The organism is Rothia sp. L_38 (assembly GCF_050689125.1).
In the GTDB taxonomy this organism is placed as follows: Bacteria; Actinomycetota; Actinomycetes; order Actinomycetales; family Micrococcaceae; genus Rothia.
This window is the reverse complement of the sequence record NZ_JBOEQD010000006.1, coordinates 58,586-78,154: the sequence shown is the minus strand read 5'-3', so window position 1 is coordinate 78,154 and position 19,569 is coordinate 58,586. Positions and strand designations below refer to the sequence as shown.

General features: G+C 58.9%; 16 protein-coding genes. 6 read left to right on the top strand and 10 right to left on the bottom strand.

Annotated features, from left to right (window positions below; all coding sequences use genetic code 11):
• Positions 1–120: 120 nt before the first annotated feature.
• Positions 121–2,136, bottom strand: a complete 2,016-nt coding sequence (locus ACRCJM_RS06080; protein ID WP_431464200.1) for a DUF6541 family protein — start codon at positions 2,134–2,136, stop codon at positions 121–123.
• Positions 2,137–2,602: 466 nt separating this feature from the next.
• Here ACRCJM_RS06080 and ACRCJM_RS06075 point away from each other — a divergent pair, with 466 nt between their 5' ends.
• From ACRCJM_RS06075 to ACRCJM_RS06060, 4 genes are all read left to right on the top strand, one after another.
• Positions 2,603–4,267, top strand: a complete 1,665-nt coding sequence (locus ACRCJM_RS06075; RefSeq protein ID WP_431464199.1) for an alpha-keto acid decarboxylase family protein — start codon at positions 2,603–2,605, stop codon at positions 4,265–4,267.
• A 280-nt stretch (positions 4,268–4,547) separates the two neighbouring features.
• Positions 4,548–5,069 (top strand): flavin reductase family protein, encoded by a 522-nt coding sequence (locus ACRCJM_RS06070; RefSeq protein ID WP_431464198.1) that lies wholly within the window; start codon positions 4,548–4,550, stop codon positions 5,067–5,069.
• Between the two features lie 40 nt (positions 5,070–5,109).
• A complete protein-coding gene (locus tag ACRCJM_RS06065) occupies positions 5,110–6,339 on the top strand; it encodes an acetylornithine deacetylase (protein ID WP_431464197.1) in 1,230 nt (409 codons plus the stop codon).
• A gap of 24 nt (positions 6,340–6,363) precedes the next feature.
• Positions 6,364–7,707 (top strand): hypothetical protein, encoded by a 1,344-nt coding sequence (locus ACRCJM_RS06060; RefSeq protein ID WP_431464196.1) that lies wholly within the window; start codon positions 6,364–6,366, stop codon positions 7,705–7,707.
• 82 nt (positions 7,708–7,789) lie between these two features.
• On the opposite strand, the gene ACRCJM_RS06055 is transcribed toward ACRCJM_RS06060, so the two are convergent.
• From ACRCJM_RS06055 to brnQ, 7 genes are all read right to left on the bottom strand, one after another.
• On the bottom strand, positions 7,790–8,752 hold the full coding sequence (locus ACRCJM_RS06055) for an MIP/aquaporin family protein (RefSeq protein WP_431464195.1): 963 nt from the start codon (positions 8,750–8,752) through the stop codon (positions 7,790–7,792).
• A 267-nt stretch (positions 8,753–9,019) separates the two neighbouring features.
• Positions 9,020–9,643, bottom strand: a complete 624-nt coding sequence (locus ACRCJM_RS06050) for a VanZ family protein (protein WP_431464194.1) — start codon at positions 9,641–9,643, stop codon at positions 9,020–9,022.
• A gap of 80 nt (positions 9,644–9,723) precedes the next feature.
• Positions 9,724–10,125 carry a fluoride efflux transporter FluC gene (locus ACRCJM_RS06045; protein ID WP_431464193.1) on the bottom strand — a complete coding sequence of 134 codons (402 nt, stop codon included), beginning with the start codon at positions 10,123–10,125 and terminating at the stop codon, positions 9,724–9,726.
• 28 nt (positions 10,126–10,153) lie between these two features.
• Positions 10,154–10,582, bottom strand: a complete 429-nt coding sequence (locus ACRCJM_RS06040) for a fluoride efflux transporter FluC (RefSeq protein ID WP_431464192.1) — start codon at positions 10,580–10,582, stop codon at positions 10,154–10,156.
• Between the two features lie 9 nt (positions 10,583–10,591).
• Positions 10,592–12,145, bottom strand: a complete 1,554-nt coding sequence (locus tag ACRCJM_RS06035) for a sensor histidine kinase (protein WP_431464191.1) — start codon at positions 12,143–12,145, stop codon at positions 10,592–10,594.
• A gap of 5 nt (positions 12,146–12,150) precedes the next feature.
• Positions 12,151–12,897 carry a response regulator transcription factor gene (locus tag ACRCJM_RS06030; protein WP_431464190.1) on the bottom strand — a complete coding sequence of 249 codons (747 nt, stop codon included), beginning with the start codon at positions 12,895–12,897 and terminating at the stop codon, positions 12,151–12,153.
• A gap of 470 nt (positions 12,898–13,367) precedes the next feature.
• Positions 13,368–14,705 carry a branched-chain amino acid transport system II carrier protein gene (brnQ, locus tag ACRCJM_RS06025; protein WP_431464189.1) on the bottom strand — a complete coding sequence of 446 codons (1,338 nt, stop codon included), beginning with the start codon at positions 14,703–14,705 and terminating at the stop codon, positions 13,368–13,370.
• 151 nt (positions 14,706–14,856) lie between these two features.
• Here brnQ and ACRCJM_RS06020 point away from each other — a divergent pair, with 151 nt between their 5' ends.
• Positions 14,857–15,708, top strand: a complete 852-nt coding sequence (locus ACRCJM_RS06020) for a PRD domain-containing protein (RefSeq protein ID WP_431464188.1) — start codon at positions 14,857–14,859, stop codon at positions 15,706–15,708.
• Between the two features lie 69 nt (positions 15,709–15,777).
• On the opposite strand, the gene ACRCJM_RS06015 is transcribed toward ACRCJM_RS06020, so the two are convergent.
• Together ACRCJM_RS06015 and ACRCJM_RS06010 are read right to left on the bottom strand one after the other, a co-directional pair.
• Positions 15,778–16,701 carry a hypothetical protein gene (locus ACRCJM_RS06015; protein ID WP_431464187.1) on the bottom strand — a complete coding sequence of 308 codons (924 nt, stop codon included), beginning with the start codon at positions 16,699–16,701 and terminating at the stop codon, positions 15,778–15,780.
• Positions 16,702–16,908: 207 nt separating this feature from the next.
• Positions 16,909–18,234: a hypothetical protein gene (locus ACRCJM_RS06010; protein WP_431464186.1), complete on the bottom strand. Its 1,326-nt coding sequence runs from the start codon at positions 18,232–18,234 to the stop codon at positions 16,909–16,911.
• Positions 18,235–18,444: 210 nt separating this feature from the next.
• Between ACRCJM_RS06010 and ACRCJM_RS06005 the strand changes: the two genes are divergently transcribed.
• A complete protein-coding gene (locus ACRCJM_RS06005) occupies positions 18,445–19,530 on the top strand; it encodes an LLM class flavin-dependent oxidoreductase (protein WP_431464185.1) in 1,086 nt (361 codons plus the stop codon).
• The last annotated feature ends 39 nt before the right edge of the window (positions 19,531–19,569 follow it).

The following is a 19,569-nucleotide window of genomic DNA, read 5'->3' as shown; positions in this document are numbered from 1 at the left end:
AAAGTGATTGTCTCCTCGTCAAACAGTGCCCCACGGGTAAACCCCAAGGCTATATGCCTACCCAGTCTAACAGGCCAGTGCCAGTGCTATAAAAAGCCCGCTCCGTAGCAATATAAATTCCTAGTCGCATACATCAATCCGGTACAAGGCTGCATCCCCTACCCGATAAACCTCGGAATACCCAGGCTGATTTGCCAAATGATCAATACCATTACTTTCACCTTCGCGCCCAACCTCACCGAAGTCAAGAGCGTAGTAGGCGTTCTCTTCACGCACAGCCTCACATACCTCAGGGTGGTTTGCTACGTCATCAAAATAAAGGTTCAGCAGATGTTGATTGTCGCTTTCATTCCGGAACATATGGGCAGCTGTTACTTTTCGGTCTGCAAGAGCATAGGCGTAAGCACCACCTGTACCAGGATCAACCACAATAGTACTGTCTTGGGGAACATTTTCTTTTACATAGTCCAGCACCTGAAGCTCATCTAAACTAATCCGCCAGCTGTTAAGTTCAGGGTCATAGTATTTAGACACTTTCTCAACATAGTCGAGGTACGGCTTTGCGTTCTGTGTACTAGAACCTAGCTGGAAAATAAGGAATCCGGTAAGAGCCAGAGCAATAAGGTTTTGAAGGACTGGTTGAAGTTTAGGCAGAATAGAATCAATTTTTTTAATCTTCTGCACTAGGAAATCAGAAACTTGGGAAACACCGAGAGCTGCAAGTAGCACTGCCATAATAGGTGTAAGTGCAGCGATTCGATAAACATCGTTATACCAAACACCAGTGATATCGTTCCTACCTTCATCGTAAGGCAGGTACCGTCCCACAACGTAGAAATAGGCAACTACAGCCCATGCTCCAACAAGCCATAGGGAGCGGTCACGGTTTCTTACCACAAAGAAAACACCGAGAAGCATGAAGATACTGGTTACCCAGTAGGCATTCATACCCATTACGCCGTTCGTTAAAAATTCACCGACTGCCTGTGCGCTACTGGCCTGCGGCTCCCAGCTAAGGTAAGGAGCGGGCCTGATAATTCCCCACAAAATCCAGATAACAATAAGCAAACCAGTAAGACCAGCTACTTGAAGTCCTCCTACCCATGGAGAGGTTACGCTATCGATAATATTTCTTACTTGCAGGGCTATACGAACTACAACAATGGGTGTGATCATAGCTAACATCGACATCATGGCACTGGGATGAGCTACCGCTATCCCCAAGACCACCATAAGGCCCAGGGCAAGCCCTTGAGGAACACCCACATAAAACTTATGTGAAACCCGGAAAACTTGAGCGGTTAGGGCAATCCCGACTGGAATCAAAGCGATTCCCAGGCTATTCGGGTACAGAATTCCCCAATGCACGAGAAGCAGGGGGAAAGCTGGTAGCGAGGCTGAAAAAATTCCGACAGTCAAAACAGCCATTCGGTTCAGCGAAACAGTGGTGTAGACAAGGTACATCATAGACAGTGGCCACACGACTGCTCCCACTATAACTGCGGTAACGTTGACCGCCATAGGGATGGTGGTCCCGTCTGTTGCCTGGAAGACTAAAGCCACGAGCGCATGCCATACAGCGGGATAAAATGACCCGGGTTCATCACCAGATGTAACCCCCGTTGCCCCCAGCGATGAAGCGTTGCCTGTATCTACAAAGTAACGAACGAGATTCAGGTGGAAAATTTCATCATAAGACTGACCAATCGACTCAGGAGTGCGAATAGCCCTGGTCATGGTTGCCATAATGAGCCACACGCCAAGACCAACTGAGATGTACCACCAATGGTCGCCAGGTGACCACCATCGTTGGCGGGTACCTTCTACGGCACTCCCAGCTTGCCGGGCAAACCTAGCGTTGAACCATGCTTCTGTTCTATACAAACATGCAGTCAACACCCAAAAAAGAAGGGCAAAAAATAAAGCAAAGCCAAAAACCACCCCATAAGACCATGAAAGACCCATCAGGGGGGCAACAATCGATGCTATGGCAAGAATACCTATAGACAGGGGCGCTGCAAGCCCTATCGCATGAATACCTCTTTGACGAGCACCTACCGCCACCATAAGACCTGGTGCTAGAACCATAAAAATACACACCACGAAGGGGGTAGTAACGTTTTCCCAGCCGCCCATAGGAACCCCTTTTCTTTTCATCTAGCAGGTTGCCACATCACATGGTCTAGCCCTACACATTTTGTATCGCACTCTAGTTTATAGTCTCTCGCCTCTACCCAAACCATTTGTATTGAGAGGTGCATACAACCATCTGAAAGCTCTACCGGTCAACAGGTGAAACAGGACAACCCATGAACTAGTTCTCTCGATGATACGAGAAGAGGGCTGCGTTCATAACTCTGCACAGTAGGTAGCAGCAGGTTGAGGAGGCGAGTGGGCAGCATGTACGAGTCCGGGAAATCATGATGGTCACGCATTATTTCCCATGTGTCTTTGCGCAGTCCTCCAAACATGATTCATGCACCCTCGCCCCAGGTGGTGACACTGACCGCCCAAACCGGGGTGGGTTCGCCCTTTTAGACTAGAAATGAATGATACAGGTCACAAACCTGCTGTGCTTTCCTACCTTCCTAAGGAGTCAATGATGACCTACACAGTTGGTAATTACATTCTCGATCGCCTGGCTGAGCTGGGCGTTGATAAGGTTTTCGGTGTGCCCGGGGACTTTAACCTCTTCTTCCTCGACGACGTATTGGCGCATGAGAAGCTTGATTGGGTGGGCAACGCTAATGAGCTCAACGCCGGCTATGCGGCGGACGGCTATGCCCGTGTTAAGGGGCTAGGCGCCCTAGTAACAACCTATGGGGTGGGCGAGCTGTCGGCCATTAACGCGACCGCTGGTTCCTATGCCGAGAACGTACCCGTGATTCACATTGTGGGTGCCCCCAGCCTCTCAGCTCAGAATTCCCATCTGCGTATGCACCACACCCTGGGCGATGGCGATTTCAAGCACTTTATGCGTATGGCGTCCGAGGTGTCTGCTGCGGTTGCGGCCCTGCACCCGGCGACCGCCGCCACCGATATTGACCGCGTCATCCGCACCGCCGTCATCCACCGCAAGCCGGGCTACCTGATGCTGCCGGTTGATGTGTCCACCATGCCGGCTACCCCGCCGTCGTGTCCGCTTGATGTGGATAGCCACGTTTCTTCTCCTGACATCGAAACCCTCTTTAAGGAGGCCGTCACCGACTTTATGCGCGGTAAGAGCGTGACGGTGCTGGCAGACATCATGGCTGAGCGCCTGGGGGCGGTGCAGGACGTCCGCGCCCTGGTTACCGAGACCAAGTTCCCTTTTGCGTCCCTCATGTGGGGCAAAGCTGTGCTCAATGAGACCGAACCTAACTTTGCAGGAATTTACGTGGGTGGTCTATCGGCTGAGCACACCCGCTCAGTGGTAGAAGACGCCGAGGTTTTGGTCTGTGCTGGCGTGGAATTTACAGATACCACAACCGGCATATATTCACATCAGATAGACTTTGGCCGGGTTATTAACATCGGGGCAGAGAGCACCAGCATCGCCGAGCGCCACTACGCCCCGCTGACCATGGCCAGCGCTCTGAACATCGTTAAGGAAGTGTCCCTGGAGCTGGGCCTCAAGGGCACTCCCTTTGAGGCTCCCACCAGCGAGGAACCTCTGCCCGATATCACCGACGATGCCCTCACGCAGGATGTGCTGTGGAAGGTACTTTCATCAAACCTGGATGAGAAGAACACTGTTGTGGTCGATATGGGCACTTCTTTCTTCGGCATGGCAACCCGTAAGTTCCCACGCGATTCTCGCTTTATCGGCATGCCCCTGTGGGGTTCGATTGGCTACTCTATTCCGGCCCTGCTGGGCGCGGCTATGGCCGATACTGATTCCCGCGGTGTGCTGATGGTGGGTGACGGCTCAGCCCAGCTGACGATTCAGGAGATTGGCACCATCATCCGCGAGGGCGTGAACCCGGTGGTCTTCTTGATTAACAACGATGGCTACACGATTGAGCGGTCTATTCACGGCGTCGAGGCCCAGTACAACGACATCACCGCCTACGACTGGTCGAAGATTCCGGCGGCCTTCGGCGGCACAGACTCTAACACGGTCACGCTACGCGCTGCTACGGTTCGCGAGTTCGACGAGGCCTGCCGGGTGGCTAAGGAGAACCGTGACAAGCTGGTTTTCATTGAGGTAGTCACCGCACCCATGGATATGCCCGAGCTGCTTGAGAAGTTCGGCGCCCAGGCAGCCCAGCTCAATAAGAAGAAGTAGTACTACAAGAGCCCGCAAGGACGCGCCCGCCCCGCCTTCACGCACGAAGGCGGGGCGGGCGCGTCCGGCTGTACCGGGAGCAGGTAGCGAGCACCTGCCTGCTTAACCTGCTACGGCTTCTACTCTTTGTTACAGCCCGCGCACGTAACAGTGTCACAGTTCTACTCATAGGGGCAATATGTGAGAAAGGCTAGGGTTTGGTGCATCTGAAGTCCTAGGCTGAAGACCAAGCGCTCCCAGCGCTGTAGTCCCCAAGCAGCCGCACAAAGGAAAACCGACCATGACCACCCAGGTAAATATCAGCGAGAAGACCGCCACCGAACTTTTCTGCGAGGCTTTCGGCGCCCAGGCAGCCGGCGTTGCCATCATCACCGCTGAGGGCTCCGACGGGCTGCCGGGTGGCCTGACCATCTCGTCCCTGTCGTCGGTTTCTGCTGAGCCTCCCATCGTGTCTTTTTCTTTCAAGGATCGCACCGGTTCGGCTGCCCGCATCATCGACGCTGACTCTTTCCTGATTCACCTGATTGGTGCCGATAACATCGAGGTCGCCAAGCTTTTCTCGGTCAGCAAGGCCGATAAGTTTGGCGATACCTCCACCTGGGACCGCCTGCCCACCGGCGAGCCCCTGCTGCACGGGGTAAGCCGGGTGCTGCGCATCCGCCCCCTGGGTACCCTCAATGCGGGCCCTGCCGTGGTCTTTACCGCTGAGGTCACCGACTTCATCCGCCACGACGCCAACGCAGCCCCCACCGTTTACCACGCTCGCCGTTTCCACGGCTTGGGCGACCATTCAGCCCTGTAATCTAGCGTCCCCGGCAGGCCCGGGGTTTTAGACTGGTGCTATGACACTCCCTGCATCTCTTCCCTGGATTGAAAAGCTTATTGCCGCGCAGTCCATCAGCCAGACCAGCAACCGCCCCGTGCTCGACCTGCTGGCGGCTGAGTTTGAGGCTCACGGCCTGACCCCGCACTACACCTACAGCGAGGACGGCGAGCGCGCCAACCTCTTCGTGACCGTGCCCGCCGCTGATGGTGGTACGGACGGCGGTGTGGTGCTGTCGGGGCATACGGACGTAGTGCCGGTTGAGGGCCAGGCCTGGACGGTCACTGACCCTTTCACGCCCCTGGTGAAGGACGGCAAGCTATACGGGCGCGGGGCGTCGGATATGAAGTCTTTTATTGGGTCGGCTATGTGGCTGCTGCCCCAGTTGCGTGAAGCGGAGCTGGCTAGGCCCGTTCATTTCGCTTTTTCCTACGATGAGGAAATTGGCTGTGTGGGTGCGCCTGCCATGGTCAGAGATTTTAAGGCCCGCGGTATTAACCCTGATTTTGCGGTGATTGGTGAGCCGTCCATGATGCAGGTTATTTCTGCCCATAAGGGTGCCCACCGCGGCCGGGTGACTTTCAAGGGTATCGCCAAGCATGCCTCCCTGGGCCCTCACGGGGTTAACGCCCTGGCACCGGCGGCGGAATTTATTACTTTCTTTGAGCAGTTGGCCGGTACCTGGCGAGCTGAGGGTCCCTTTGATGAGGGGTTCGTGGTGCCCTATTCCACCGGCGGGGTGAACTTTGTCCGCGGTGGTATTCAGTACAACATTGTGGGTGAGCACGTGGTGCTGGAGTATGATTTCCGCACGGTTCCCCAGATGACTACCGACGAGGTAGTAGCCCAGGTGGAGGCCAAGATTGCCGATGATCTTCTTCCTGCCCTCAAGGCGCGGGCGGCGGACGCTGAGGCCCTGGCTGGCGCTGCGCCCGGCGAGTTTGTGGATGCCGTGGGTATTACCCATGAGCTTCTGGCTGCCGTCCCTGCCCTGGGTACTGCTGACGGTGCTGAGATTATTGCCCTGGCCAACGAGTGGGCGGGGCGCCCCGGTTCTGTGGAGGCCCAGAAGGTTACCTACGGTACTGAGGCTGGCCAGTTTGCCCTCTATGGCGGGGTGCAGGCGGTGGTGTGCGGTCCCGGCGATATCGCCCAGGCTCACACCCCCAATGAGTGGATTGAGCTGGCCCAGATTGAGGCCTGCGACCGCTTCATGCTCAAGGTGCTGGAGTGGGCTAGCCAGGAATAGGGCCGGGTATCTAGACTGGGCCTTATGAGTGCCCCATATCACTTTATTCCCTACCCGTCGGCGCCGGGCCTACACCCGGCCCTGGCCGGTATTCTGACGGTTCCCGTCAGCCTTGAGCGGGCGGGTGAGCCCTCCCTCCTGGTCTATCTTCAGGGAGAGGTGGAACAGCACCTGCCCCAGCCGCCCGGCCGGGGGAAGATTACCGTCACCTACCGCCCCGACACCGTGGCGGGGGTGCAGGTCAGCGCCCTCTATCGCGCTGGGCACGGAGAGTACGCGGACGCCGGCACCTGGCAGATTACCGCTTCGTCGGCTCCCCTACTCAGCGGGGAGGGGCTCCCCGTCCTAACCGAAACCAGCCCGGGCGTCTTTCAACCTGCCGTTACGGGTGATGAACTCACCGAGGAGCTGGAGCTTCTCGCTGGCTTTTGCCGGGGCGTCCGAGCCCTGATTGACCGAGAACTGGGCAACCAGCCCTACCCGGCGACCTGGCCCCGGCTCACGCCCGGGGTGGTGACCCGCTGTAGCAACCTGCCCTATCTCACCTCTGCCACCCAGACGGTATCAGAGGTCGATCTAACCCTAGCCCTGCCCGCCTCTCCGCTGCGCTGGTGGGGTTTCGTACCCGTCCGCCCCTCCTGTGACAATGTGCGGGACCTGGCAGCAACCGCCAGCAGGGCACGGCCTGAGAGCCTGTGGCCCGAAGGGTTCTATAGGGACTACTCCCAGGCACAACAGGGCTACCGGCCCGCCACCCTGCGTCGTGTGGCCAGCACCGATACCGATTGCTGGGTGCTGAAGCTGAGTTGGCTCAACAGCATGACCCTGTATGTTCAGCGCAGCGGCAACTGGGATATTGTCTACGGCTTCCCGCTGGTAGGGGCCCAGGAAAACCTCCCCTTTACCAGGGGCAAGTACGAGGTGGCGGACGTCCGCGCCGCCTCTTCCCTAGAACCCCTGGTGCGGGCGATTCACAGGGATCTCTACGAGGAGCCCGGCCTACCCCCGGTAACCCAGTGGCGTATCGGGCCGCATTCGCAGACCGTGCACCTGGCCCTTGCCAATGACTGGGGAGAATTCTTCCCTCTCTGGTACGCAGACGGGAAAGGTCTGGCCGAAGATCTTGAGCTGGCCCTGGAAACCCGGCAGCTGCTGAGCGAATGGGCTAATCTCTGGGAAGATCTGGACATGGACATGGACATGGACATGGACCCAGAAGACCCCACCAGCCCCACAACCCGGGTCTGGCGGCAGTTGGGGGAGAGACTGCGCGAGACTCTCACCAGCGAACTGGGTGCGGGCTACACCGTCAAACTCCATCTAGTGAGCCGCACCCAGCCCTGGAGCGATCTGCAAGACCGCGCCTAGATAGGGTCGGTGCAGACTTCTTGGGCTGTGTGCAGAGAAAACCCTGCACACAGCCCAAGAAGTCTGCACAGCACCGAGTGGGTTACTCCCAGAAGGCCCTCTTCTGCACGACCGGGATTTTGCCGGTGGGCACGTAGGTGGCAGCAGCGGACGCGGCAGTAGCCTCGGTGTCCTCGCTCTGGGGCAGCACCTCAGCCGACTTAGACCGGTACATGTGCTTGTTAGCCCACAGGCCAAACCCGAGCACGGCCAGAGCCAGCACGACGCCGACCACCTGGAAGATAGAGAACTGGCCGTCGTAGTAGAGCCTGAAGAAGGACCCACCCATCATGCCACCGGCGATGGGAGCGCACACCGGCACCCAGGCGTAGTACCAGCGGGAGCTCCCCTTACCGTGAATAGGCAGCAGGGCGTGCATGAGGCGGGGGCCAAAGTCGCGGGCAGGGTTGAGGGCAAAGCCGGTCTGGCCACCCAGACCAATCACCAGCACAGTGACCAGGAAGCCAAAGGCCAGGGGCTTGAGCACATGGTTCAGGTTGAGCGCCAGCTCTGAACCCTCAAGGACGGGGGTGAAGTTCACGCCCACATAGAGGGCTGAGAAGACCAGCAGGAAGGTGCCGATAATTTCGGAGAGAGCGTTGGTGAAGTAGTTGTGAATGGCGGGCACGGTGGCAAAAACACCGAGCTTGATTTTACGGTCTGCGGTGGCTTTCCAGTGGGGCAGGTAGTTGAGGAAGACGAAGCCCGCACCCACCATGGCACCGGCGACCTGGGCGATGATGTAGCCGGGCACCATGGCCCAGTCGAACTCTCCGTAGGCGGCCAGGCCGATAGAGACGGCGGGGTTGAGGTGGCCGCCGGAGTAGGCGTGGGAGGCGTAGACACCGAAGGTGACGGCAAAGCCCCAACCGAAGGCGATGGTGAAGAAGTTGTCGCCGTGGCCCTTGGAACGGCGTAGTTCGACGGTGGCAATGACGCCGCAGCCGATGGTCACCATAATCATGGTGCCCAAGAATTCGGCCAGGTAGGGGCTGATAGTGTTCACGTGTTTCTCCGCAAGTGTCGGGGGCCAGTATGCCCCGGCAGGTGCCGGATCCTTCAGCCCATAGTTTGCTTCACTTGGGTTTAAGTGTGAATGATTGGGTTTTTGGCGGCAAGGCTTAGGAGTAAAAGTGCCCTAACACTTAAGCGGTTTATCGCCCTCTTTTCCAAGAGCTGTGACCAAGCCCCCACCGGCGCGTTCACCCACTAAGACAGGGAAGCTACCGGGCGGGCGTCCGCGGGGATCAAAAGGGCGGACGCACCCGCCCCACTAGCGCCCGAAGAGGCGACGCAGCTGCCCCGGCAGGGTATGGCGGTGTTGCCACACGGCGAGGGCACCCCAGCCCAGTACGGCACCCAGGGTGTTGTTGAAGATGTCTTCGGCGTCAAAGGTTCGGATAGCGCAGTCGTAGTAACCCCAGATACCGGTCAGCTGGGTCAGCTCGATCGCGAGCGAAGTGCCAAAGGCAGCAAAGAGCACGGTGCGAAAACTAGCCCCCCAGCGCCAGCGGGCCAGCAGGCCAAAGGGCACAAAGAGCAGCACGTTCAGCAGCATCTGCAGCACGTAGGTGGAGAAAAGGGCGCCGAGCAGGCTGTCGTTGGCGGCGACGGCGAACTCCATGCTCCAGCCCAAAGAAAAGCGGGGGTAGGTGCTGCCCCAGCCGTCGGGGCAGACAAAGACGTCGTTATCGGGCAGGGGTAGGAAGGTGTAGGCGATGACCCCGGTAGCGTAGAGCACCAGGACGCCCGTGGCAGCTATGCGGCGCAGGAGCCTGCGGGTGGGCAGGTGGCGGCCAAACCACCAGAGGGCGGGCACGATAAACACCATGAGCAGGGCCCAGAGGGAAAGCGCCTGCTGGAGCACGGGAATCGAGAAGTAGAAGTAGTACCGCATAGCCTTATATATCAACAAGAATCTGAGTGATTGAGTGTACCGGGTTTAGCTGGGTCATAACAGAGAAGAATAACGAGAGACTAGATGAGGGCGGTCAAGGTCAGCCCGGCCGCGGCGGCAGCGGTTGCGGCAAATAGTTGGCCGAGGGCAAGGACGACGGTGGCCAGCTTACCGGAGGCTCGTAGGGTTTCGAGCAGGGCGGTGGAGAAGGTGGTGTAGCCACCTAAAAAGCCCACTCCCAGAATGAGGGTGAGATTTTCTGTAATTACAAAAGTTTCCGCACCGGGAATGGGCCTGCTATGAGCAGCAAGAAGGCCGGTAAGGCAGCCCAGAAGAAAGGACCCAGTGACATTAATAAAGAATGTCCCAAACGGCATAGACACTTGCCAGAGCCTTGACACGAGGGCCTTAACCCAGGCATCAACCCACAGGCGCAGGGCAGCGCCTGCGCCACCGGCGATAAAGACTAAGAGGTAGACCATGCCTTACTCCCCCGTTCCACGAGCTGGCCTACCGGCGTGGGGCGGGCGTCCGATCCTCCCCCCATCTGCCCCCGAGCTGCCAACCAGCCCAGGCCAACAGGTAGCCGCCAACCAGCGAGAGCAGGGCATAGGCGGCAGCCACCCCCCAGTACCCGCCCAAGGTCAGCTGAGCCAGAGCGAGGGCCAAGGTGGAGTAGGTGGTGAACCCACCCAGAAAGCCGGTACCCAGCGTAAGACGGAGCTCCTCAGCACGAGCTGATAAAGCCCCTCCCGGGGCAGCGGCAAGCAGGGCGCCCGTCAACAGAGCCAACAGGAAGGCTCCCACCCAGTTCACCACCAGCACGGTCACGGGTAGGGTGCCAGAGACGGGAAAGGCAGCCAGGAGCAGGGCCCGCACCAGGGCACCTGCTCCACCACCCAGAAAGACGAGCCAGGTAGCGCGGAATGTAGGGGTCATCCCCCCAGCCTACGCCCCCAGCAGGGGCAAACGCACCGTAAACTCGGTACGCCCCGGGCGGGAGACTACATCGATAGAACCTCCGTGGGCTTCCACAATGGCCTTGGCGATGGGAAGCCCCAGGCCGGTGGTGCCATCGGAGCCGGAGCGGGCAGCGTCCGCCCGCGTAAAGCGGTCAAAAATCTTGCTCTTGAACTCGGGGTCAATGCCGGGGCCGTTATCGCTCACGCTCATGATGGCCTCGCGGCCGCTGGCAGAAATCGACAGGGAGGCGGTCACCGTGGTGCCCTCGTCCGTATGCTTCCGGGCGTTCGAGAGCAGGTTCAACAGCACCTGCTGCAGCTGGGAGCGGTCGCCGCGCACCTCCACCACGTCCTCGGGCAGGTTGAGTTGCCAGATATGAGAGGGGGCTGCAACCTGCAGGTCCATGACGTTTTCTACCAGCAGTTCGGTCAGATCCACTTCGGTCATCTCAGGCTCGCGCCCTTCGTCGAGGCGGGCCAGCAGAAGCAGGTCTTCGACCAGGCGCGACATGCGTTCGGTCTGCGAGTTCACGCGCTCTAGCGACGTCTTACCCTGGTCGGTGAGGGTTTCGGTCCAGCGAATCATATCGGCATACCCCTTGATAGCCGCCAGGGGCGTCCGCAGCTCGTGGGAGGCGTCCGCACCGAAGACCCGCATCTGCTCTTCGGTGCGCGAGCGCGCTTCAAGAGCCGACTGCACGTTGTCTAGGAGCTGGTTGAGGGCATACCCAACCGCTCCTACCTCGTCGCCGGGGTGGGCGTCCGCGGGTTGCACGCGGGTTGCCTCGGGCAGGGTTTCGAGGGCCAGGTCCATATGGGCGACACCCGCTGCGACCTGCGAGACCCGCTCAAGGGGTTGCATGGTGCGGCGGATAATCCAGGAGCCCAGCACACCAGCACCAATCATCACGGCAACCGAACCGGCAGCGATCACAGCTACCAGCACAGCGAGGGTGCGGTGGGTTTCTGCCAGGGGTACGCCGGTGACGATGACGCCCTCGCTGACCGGGTTATCCTGCATGACAACCAGGTATTCGCCCACCTCAAGGTCTACTTCAACGGTTCCGTTAGAGGTGGAGAGCGCCAGCAGGGTCTGCTGGTCGGCATCGCTGAGGGTCTGGGTGGAGCCAACCGAGTCAAGTAGACCAGCCACCACGGTCTGGCCGTTGGCGGTGCACAGGCTCAGAGTACCGGGCCCTTGGCCGGGGGCGTCGAGGGTGGTGCGGCCGTTGAACTGCTGGCAGCCGTCTACCTCGGTGCTACTGCTTTGCCCGGCAGGACCACCGGGTTTGAAAGAAACCGCTCGGTGGGCGGCTTCGTCGAGCTGCCCGTAAGCCCGGTCCATGAGAGAGCTAGAGAGGGCAATGTAGCTCGAAACGCCAATAATCAGGCAGGCGATACCCAGCATGGTCACCAGAATGGCGATGAGCTTGGTGCGCAGGTGGGGGGCGGTGCGCAGCCCGGTGGGGACTGCGTCCTGGGCCTGCTCCTGCCCCGAAGCGGGCGCAGGACTGCCCGCAGACTGTGAAGGTGCTGCCATGGGTCCTACTGGTTGGCGGGTTTAATGACGTAGCCTGCGCCGCGCACGGTATGAATCATGGGCTCACGGCCCGCATCAATCTTTTTGCGCAGGTAGGAGATGTAGAGTTCCACAATGTTGGCCTGGCCGCCGAAGTCGTAGTTCCAGACGTTATCGAGAATCTGGGCCTTAGAGACCACGCGCTTAGCGTTTTCCATGAGGTAGCGCAGCAGATCGAATTGGGTTGCGGTGAGCTGGATTTCTTCGCCACCTCGGGTGACTTCGCGGGTGTCCTGGTTGAGCACCAGGTCGCCGACTACGAGTTCAGCGTCGTTAGCTGCTGCTACGCCGGAGCGCTGCACCAGGCGGTGCAGGCGGATGATGACCTCTTCCATGGAGAAGGGCTTAGTAACGTAGTCGGCGGCGCCGGCTGCCAGGCCGACGATGCGGTCGTCCACGGAGTCCTTGGCTGTGAGGAAGAGGCAGGGCACCTCGGGGTAGAGCTTGCGGATGCGGGAGAGCAGCTCAACACCGTCGAATCCGGGCATCATGATGTCGAGCACGAGGACGTCGGGGCGCCAGTCGCGAGCGATAGCCAGGGCTGCGGGGCCCTCACCCGCTGATTTAACCTCCCAGCCAATCATTTTGAGTGCCACACTGACCAGCTCTTCGAGCATGCGCTCATCGTCTACCACGAGGGCGCGAATCGGCGACCCGTCGGGGTGTTCAAGGGCCGGAAGGTTCTTGGCGATATCGGTTGCTGTGCTGCTCATACTTCTAAGGGTAGCCAACCGCGGAAGTTTAGGGGTACCTTAACCGCTATTTGGGGGCTTTGGGGCTGTTTTCACAGGTGATTCTTATCCGGGTGTGAGGCGGGGCAAGGTATGCGTAGATGTACTCGTAGCAACAGGTGAGAGGCTGGTTGGTAACGTGATAATGACATAGAGATGTAATGTTTCACAAAGACCTGCCTTTATGAGCACCGCAGGTTTATTTCCTTAGCTTCATCGGGTAGAGTTTTGCTGAGGCTGTCAATTGTTTATTTTTGAAGAAACTTTATGACGGGTTGCCTAGAGGCTTTCTAAATTTGAGTTGAATGAACCACCTCGCAACTCGTTAGACGGGCTCGCGTTGATGGTTGTGGTTCCCCTCAGCGCGGGCCTCTCTACAGCAAAGGGTCTTGCTCCGCAGATGCGGGAGCAAGACCCTTTCTTTTTGCCCTCATACAGGGGCGGTGCCCGGCTTAGCGGGCGGACGTGCGGCGGTGCTGTACCAGGTCGATGGCGGCGCCGATGAGGGTGGCAACCAGAGTGGGTACGAACCAGCCCAGGTCGTAGGCGTGGGCGGGGGCCCAGCTGATGAGGGGCTCGATCACGTTTGAACCAAGACCCTGGGAGTTGAGGGTCATGAGCAGGGCCCAAATCACCGAGACCAGCAGGGCGAAGCGGTGGGTGAGGTTCATCCAGGGGGCGCGCAGGGCGGCCTCAATGAGAGTGAGGACGACCAGGGTCAGGGCCGGAGGGTAGAGGGTGGTGATAATGGGGATAGCGAAGCCCATCAGCCCTTCAAGGCCGAAGGACGCCAACGCGAAGGCAATCAGGGTGAAGATGATAGCCCAGGTGCGGTAGGAGACCGAGGGCACCAGCTTGTTGAAGAAAGAGCTGGTCGCGCCGATGAGGCCCACCGAGGTGGTCAGGCAGGCTAGCAGCACGATGAGGCCGAAGACGACGGCTCCGGGGCCGCCCATGGTCTGGGCTGCGGCGTCGGTGAGCAGGGCTGCGCCGTCCTTGTATCCCTGGCCGTCCGCGATGTGCTCGCCAATATAGCCCAGGCCCAGGTAGACCGCACCCAGAAGCACGCCGGCAATACCGCCGGCCAAGGCGACGCTGCGGAGCATCTCGCTGCGTCCGGTCACCCCTTTTTCACGCAGGGAGGCAATCACGATGATGCCGAAGGCAAGAGCTGCCAGGGAATCCATGGTCATGTAGCCGTTGACGAAGCCGGTGGCAAAAGCGCCGGTGGCGTAGTCTTCAGTCGGTGCAGCCGAGGGAGTGCGCAGGGTAATAAAGCTCATCACGACCAGCACACCCAGCAGGATCACCAGGGCGGGAGTCAGATACTTGCCCAGGGTGTCGACGATACCGGTGGGGTTCATAGCCAGCAGGTAGGAGATGCCAAAGAAGACGGCAGAGAAGATGAGGGTGGGCACCATGCCGTCCACCGACAGGTAGGGGTCTACGGCCATGGCATAGCTGACGGTACCGGTACGCGGCAGGGCGTAGAGGGCACCGATGGAGAGGTAGACCAGGGGAGGGAAGATGAGGGCGAAGATTTTTCCGCCGCGGGCCGCCAAATCTTGCAGGTCGCGGCCGGTGACGGCGAGCGCGATAACGGCCAAGATGGGCATGAGGACGCCGGTCACCAGGAAGCCTGTGATGGCGGGGGTGAAGTTTTCACCGGCTTCTGCACCGAGCATGGCGGGGAAGATGAGGTTGCCTGCGCCGAAGAACATGGAGAACAGCATGAGGGCTGTGACCACGATGCTGATGAGCGGTGATGATTTGGTGGGTGCTGAGTTCATAGGTTCGGGTAATTCTCTATTTGTACGAAAGGGTTTAGTTTACTCCTGTTTATTGGGCAGGTTGCGGGTAGGTAATCCCGTAGTTGGCGGTGGGTCGGTAGACTGATAAGGATATTCGCGCGTTTTATACCTGAGACGAAAGGGGGTCACGTTGCGCATTTCACGTATTTATAACAACAATGTGGCTCTGGCTCAGGCCTATACGGGCGAGCAGATGGTGGTTATCGGTCGCGGCTTAGCGTTTGGTAAGCGTAAGGGCGACATGGTTGATCCCACCCTCATTGAGCAGACCTTCGTGCCGGAGCACGGCACCCCCGATGAGCATTTGGCGGGGTCGCTGGCTAAGATTCCATCGGAGATTCTGGGCCTGGCAACCGAGCTTGAGTTCTTGGTCAAGGCCGAGGGCATTACGATTTCTCATTCCTTTATCGTGCCGGTGGCTGACCATATCAGCTATGCGGTGGTGCGGGCCCGGGAGGGGCTGGCGGTGGATTACCCGCTGGCTCTTGAGGTGTCTCAGCTGTACCCGCAGGAGGTGCGGTTTGGGCGCCGTGCCCTGGAGCTGGTCAAGGAGCGCTTGGGTGTTGAGCTGCCCGAGATTGAGGCGATCCCGTTAGCTATGCACCTGGTTAATTCGCAGTTTGCCTCGGAAGATATGGGCGGCACCTACCGCATGACCGAGGTCTTTGCCCAGATTTTTGAGGTGATTGGGGCCGGCTTTGGCGGCCCGGTGGACCGGTCGCTGATGAGCGCTGCCCGTTTCGTCACGCACCTGCGCTATCTCTTTGTGCGCGCGGGCGCTGCCCAGACCGCGGACGCCAGCACAAGCGTCCCTCTGCTCCTTGAGAGTTTGAAGGACGCCCACCCCCGCGCCTTCGCTACGGCGGTGAAGGTGAAGCTGGTGCTTGAGATGCATCTGGAGCAGAACCTGACCGATGATGAGCTGACCTATCTGACGATTCATATCGCCCGCCTGGCCCGGGACCAGTACGGCACCTCCTAGCGGCGTCCGCCCTATTCTTTTTCTCTTCACCCCGAGATAATCCCTAGGGTCATGAGAGAAAGAGTAGGGTCATTGGCTGGCTACCCGGACGCCAAGGTGACGCAACCTTGAGATCAACAGTTCCGGGCGCTGCGCCAGATCACCCCAGGTGGCGCGAATAACCGTCCACCCCGCCAGTTCTAATTCCCGTTGCCTCAGCGCATCATTGCGTAACTGCTCATCGGTTGCCCGGTAGGCTCCGTAATACTTATGCAGACCATCCACCTCAAGAAGCAGCTTGAGGTGAGGCCAGGCAAAATCAGCACGATACAGGCGCCCGGATGGGGTAATAATTTCAAACTGCTGAACAGGCTGTTCGACACCTCCCTGATAGAGGCGAAGTCTGGCAAAAGATTCAAGAGGTGATTCGCTCAGCGGGCTCATCAGGGCAGCCACAACACGTAATTTCTGGGAACCTCGTCCCGTAATCTGTTCAATCTCTTCCCGTGCAGTATCGAGTTCAAGATTCCCGTGTTTTAAAAAGAAATCTGCTATAGCTAGCGACTCTTGCAGGGGCATAGTTTTTCCGCAGTCTACGACGGTCGTTAGCGGATCCGTGACTTTGACTCCACCTAAATCAGTGGCCAGGGAACATTCTTTCACCTTATGGCTATGCAAGATTGTTTGCGGGTGCCCCGACTTATTGATACCCAAGAGGGAGAGGTGCACTTTAGAAGGTAGGGTCATCAGCGGCGCACCCCACAGCAGAGCGGCTGACTGATGACTCACTACGGCTGTGGGGCGGGTTTTCTGAAGGGCTACCGTCACAGCTTTGGCCCGGTCACTGCCTGTGCAGTGTCGTGCGATATCGCCATTGAGATAGACCCCGCGGGTCAGACGTATAAGCTCACCTCTACGGTGCTTCGCACTGATGAGGTTGTTGCTCATGCCTGCTTCTTTGAGTTCGCGGTGAGTGTGCATCGCTGAACAGATGTGTGAGAGGTTGAGTTCCATGCCGTTACTGTGGCAAAAAGGTGCGAGGGCTTCAAGTGACCCTAGATGGGCCTGTGGATAACCCTTATTTTCACTCGTCAGATGCCTGTGGACAAGAAGACACGAGATGGCCCCTTCGCCGTCACAAAGAACACCCTATTCTTTTTCTCTTCACCCCGAGATAATCCCTAGGGTCATGAGAGAAAGAATAGGGCGGTGAGGGCTGCTTTAGATTTCGGCGGCAGTTTGACCGTCACGGGCGTAGAGGGAAAGGCCGTCTAGAGGCAGGGATCCAGCACGGTAGCGGACGGCGTCCGCCCCGGCACCCGTTGCGCGGACGGCGGTGGCAGCAAACGCCTTGACCGAGCCAGCTGATTCAATGGCAGGTACATTATCGCCACTGGTGGAAATTTCGCCGCCAACTTCGACGGAGTCGAGCTCGCCGCCGTCCTTGATGGATAGGGCAATAGCCTGCAGGGTGACCTGCACACCCCGTACCAGGCTCAGTCCCTCACCACCGACGGTGGTGAGGTCGCGCTTAACGGTCAGCGACGGAAGCGGCTTGGAGACCTGAATACCGATGGAGCCGTCACCGGTAGTGGCGATGGAGTCAAAGATAGCCTTCTTAAGGTAGCCGTCGTAGAGGTTGAAACCGCGAGCGCCCTTACCTGTGGTGAGAATGGGCTGGCGGATGTCGAGGGTGTCGATACCACCGAAGTTGACGAAGCCGATGCCGGAAGGCCCGTGGGAGGTGACGCGACCTTCCGAGATCCATTCGGTGGCTTGGCCCCAGTTATCGAGCACCATGTCGTTCTGCCCGTAGGTGGTGGTGGACCCCCGATTGACGACCTTCTCAGCGATACCGCCGTAGATGAGGAAGACACCGCCAGAGATCAGGTCGGGGGTGCCGGGGGCGATGCCGCCGTCGGTGTAGATATCACCGGTGGTCAGCTCTGAGATAACGAGGGTGCCTCCTGCCGGGGTGCCGTCCTCGGTGCCTTGACCGCCCACGAACACGCCAGAACCGCGGACGGGGGTATCTTCGGTTCCCGCGGAGATGTTCAGCAGTTCTGCGGTGATAACGACGTCCTCGTCCTTTTGCAGGTTCCAGGCGGTGAAGCCGCCCTGTAGGGCATCGACGCCGTAGGCATGGGGGCGCAGGGTGCGTCCGCGCAGGTCAGCGGCGATGACGTGCACGCCGTCAGCTTCGAAGCGGCCTGTCCGGTTAGAGCCAGCGGCGGTGAGGAAGACCTGCCCTACCGTGCGTACATCTTCTAGGCGTAGGGTTCCGAAGTCTTCCACGTCGTCGGAGTTGAAGATGGCGAGTTCTTGAACCGAGGTTGAGATTTTGAGGTGGGAGACGGTGTTGTTAGCGGTGAGTTGAAGCCCCTTGGCACCGAAAGCCAGCTCGGCGTCGTCGGTGACGCCGCGCAGGGTGACTCCCTCGGGAAGTTTGAGGGAGGGCATGCCGGTGATACGGCCGGAGATATTAAGGACGCTGGTGCCGGACGAGAGGGCGTCGGTTAGTTGCTGGGAGGTTGAGATGGTTTCCATGACTAAACCCTTCATATAATTCATTAATGTACTTCTTATACCCCTCACACTACTCTCTTTTACACAAAATACAAGTCAGAATAATTTACATAGAAAATTTTTACATCCCCCACCCACGCAACACACCGACCGCAAGTTACTTTACAAGGAAAGTTTTTAGAGGTAGATTAAAACCATCAAAACAACACATCACCTCGAAAGGTAACCACCATGCAGTTCGGTATTTTCTCCGTCGGCGACGTCACCATGGACCCCACCACCGGCAAGACCCCCAGCGAATACGAGCGCCAAAAGGCCATCGTTGAAATCGCCAAGAAGGCTGACGAGGTTGGCCTGGACGTCTTTGCCGTCGGCCAGCACCACAACCCGCCCTTCATCGCGTCCTCACCGACCACCACCCTGGCCTACATCGCAGCCCAGACCAAGAACATCCTGCTGTCAACCTCCACCACCCTGATTACCACCACCGACCCCGTGCGCATCGCCGAAGACTACGGCACACTGCAGCACCTGACCGACGGCCGCATGGACCTCATGCTGGGCCGCGGCAACACCGGCCCCGTCTACCCCTGGTTCGGCAAAGACATCCGCCAGGGTGTCAACCTTGCCATCGAAAACTACGCTCTGCTGCGTAAGCTCTGGAGCGAGCAGGTGGTCAATTGGTCCGGTAACTTCCGCACCCCTCTCAACTCCTTCACCGTCACCCCGCAGCCCCTAGACGGCACCGCTCCCTTCGCCTGGCACGGCTCCATCCGCACCCCAGAGATTGCCGAGCAGGCAGCCTACTACGGGGACGGCTTCTTCCACAACAACATCTTCTGGAACAAGGAGCACACCGCCCAGATGATCAACCTCTACCGCGAGCGCTACGAACACTACGGCCACGGCAGCGCCGAGCAGGCCATTGTGGGCCTGGGCGGGCAGGTCTTCATGAGCAAAAACTCCCAGGACGCTGTCACCAAGTTCCGCCCCTACTTCGATAACGCTCCCGTCTATGGAGGCGGCCCCTCCCTGGAAGATTTTGCCGACCAGACCCCGCTGACTGTGGGCTCCCCCCAGCAGGTCATTGAGAAGACCCTCTCCTTCCGAGACTACGCTGGTGACTACCAGCGTCAGCTCTTCCTGGTAGACCATGCAGGCCTGCCCCTCAAGGAAGTTCTGAACCAGATCGACATGCTGGGTGAGCAGGTTGTGCCCGTCCTGCGCGAAGAGTTCGCTAAGCTGCGCCCCGCCGGTGTACCCGAGGCTCCCGTCCACCCCCGCTACGCAGCCCACCTGGCTGAGCAGGGCAAGTAGGGAGGAAGAGTCGTGAGCACCCCGTCAATTGTTGTTGTC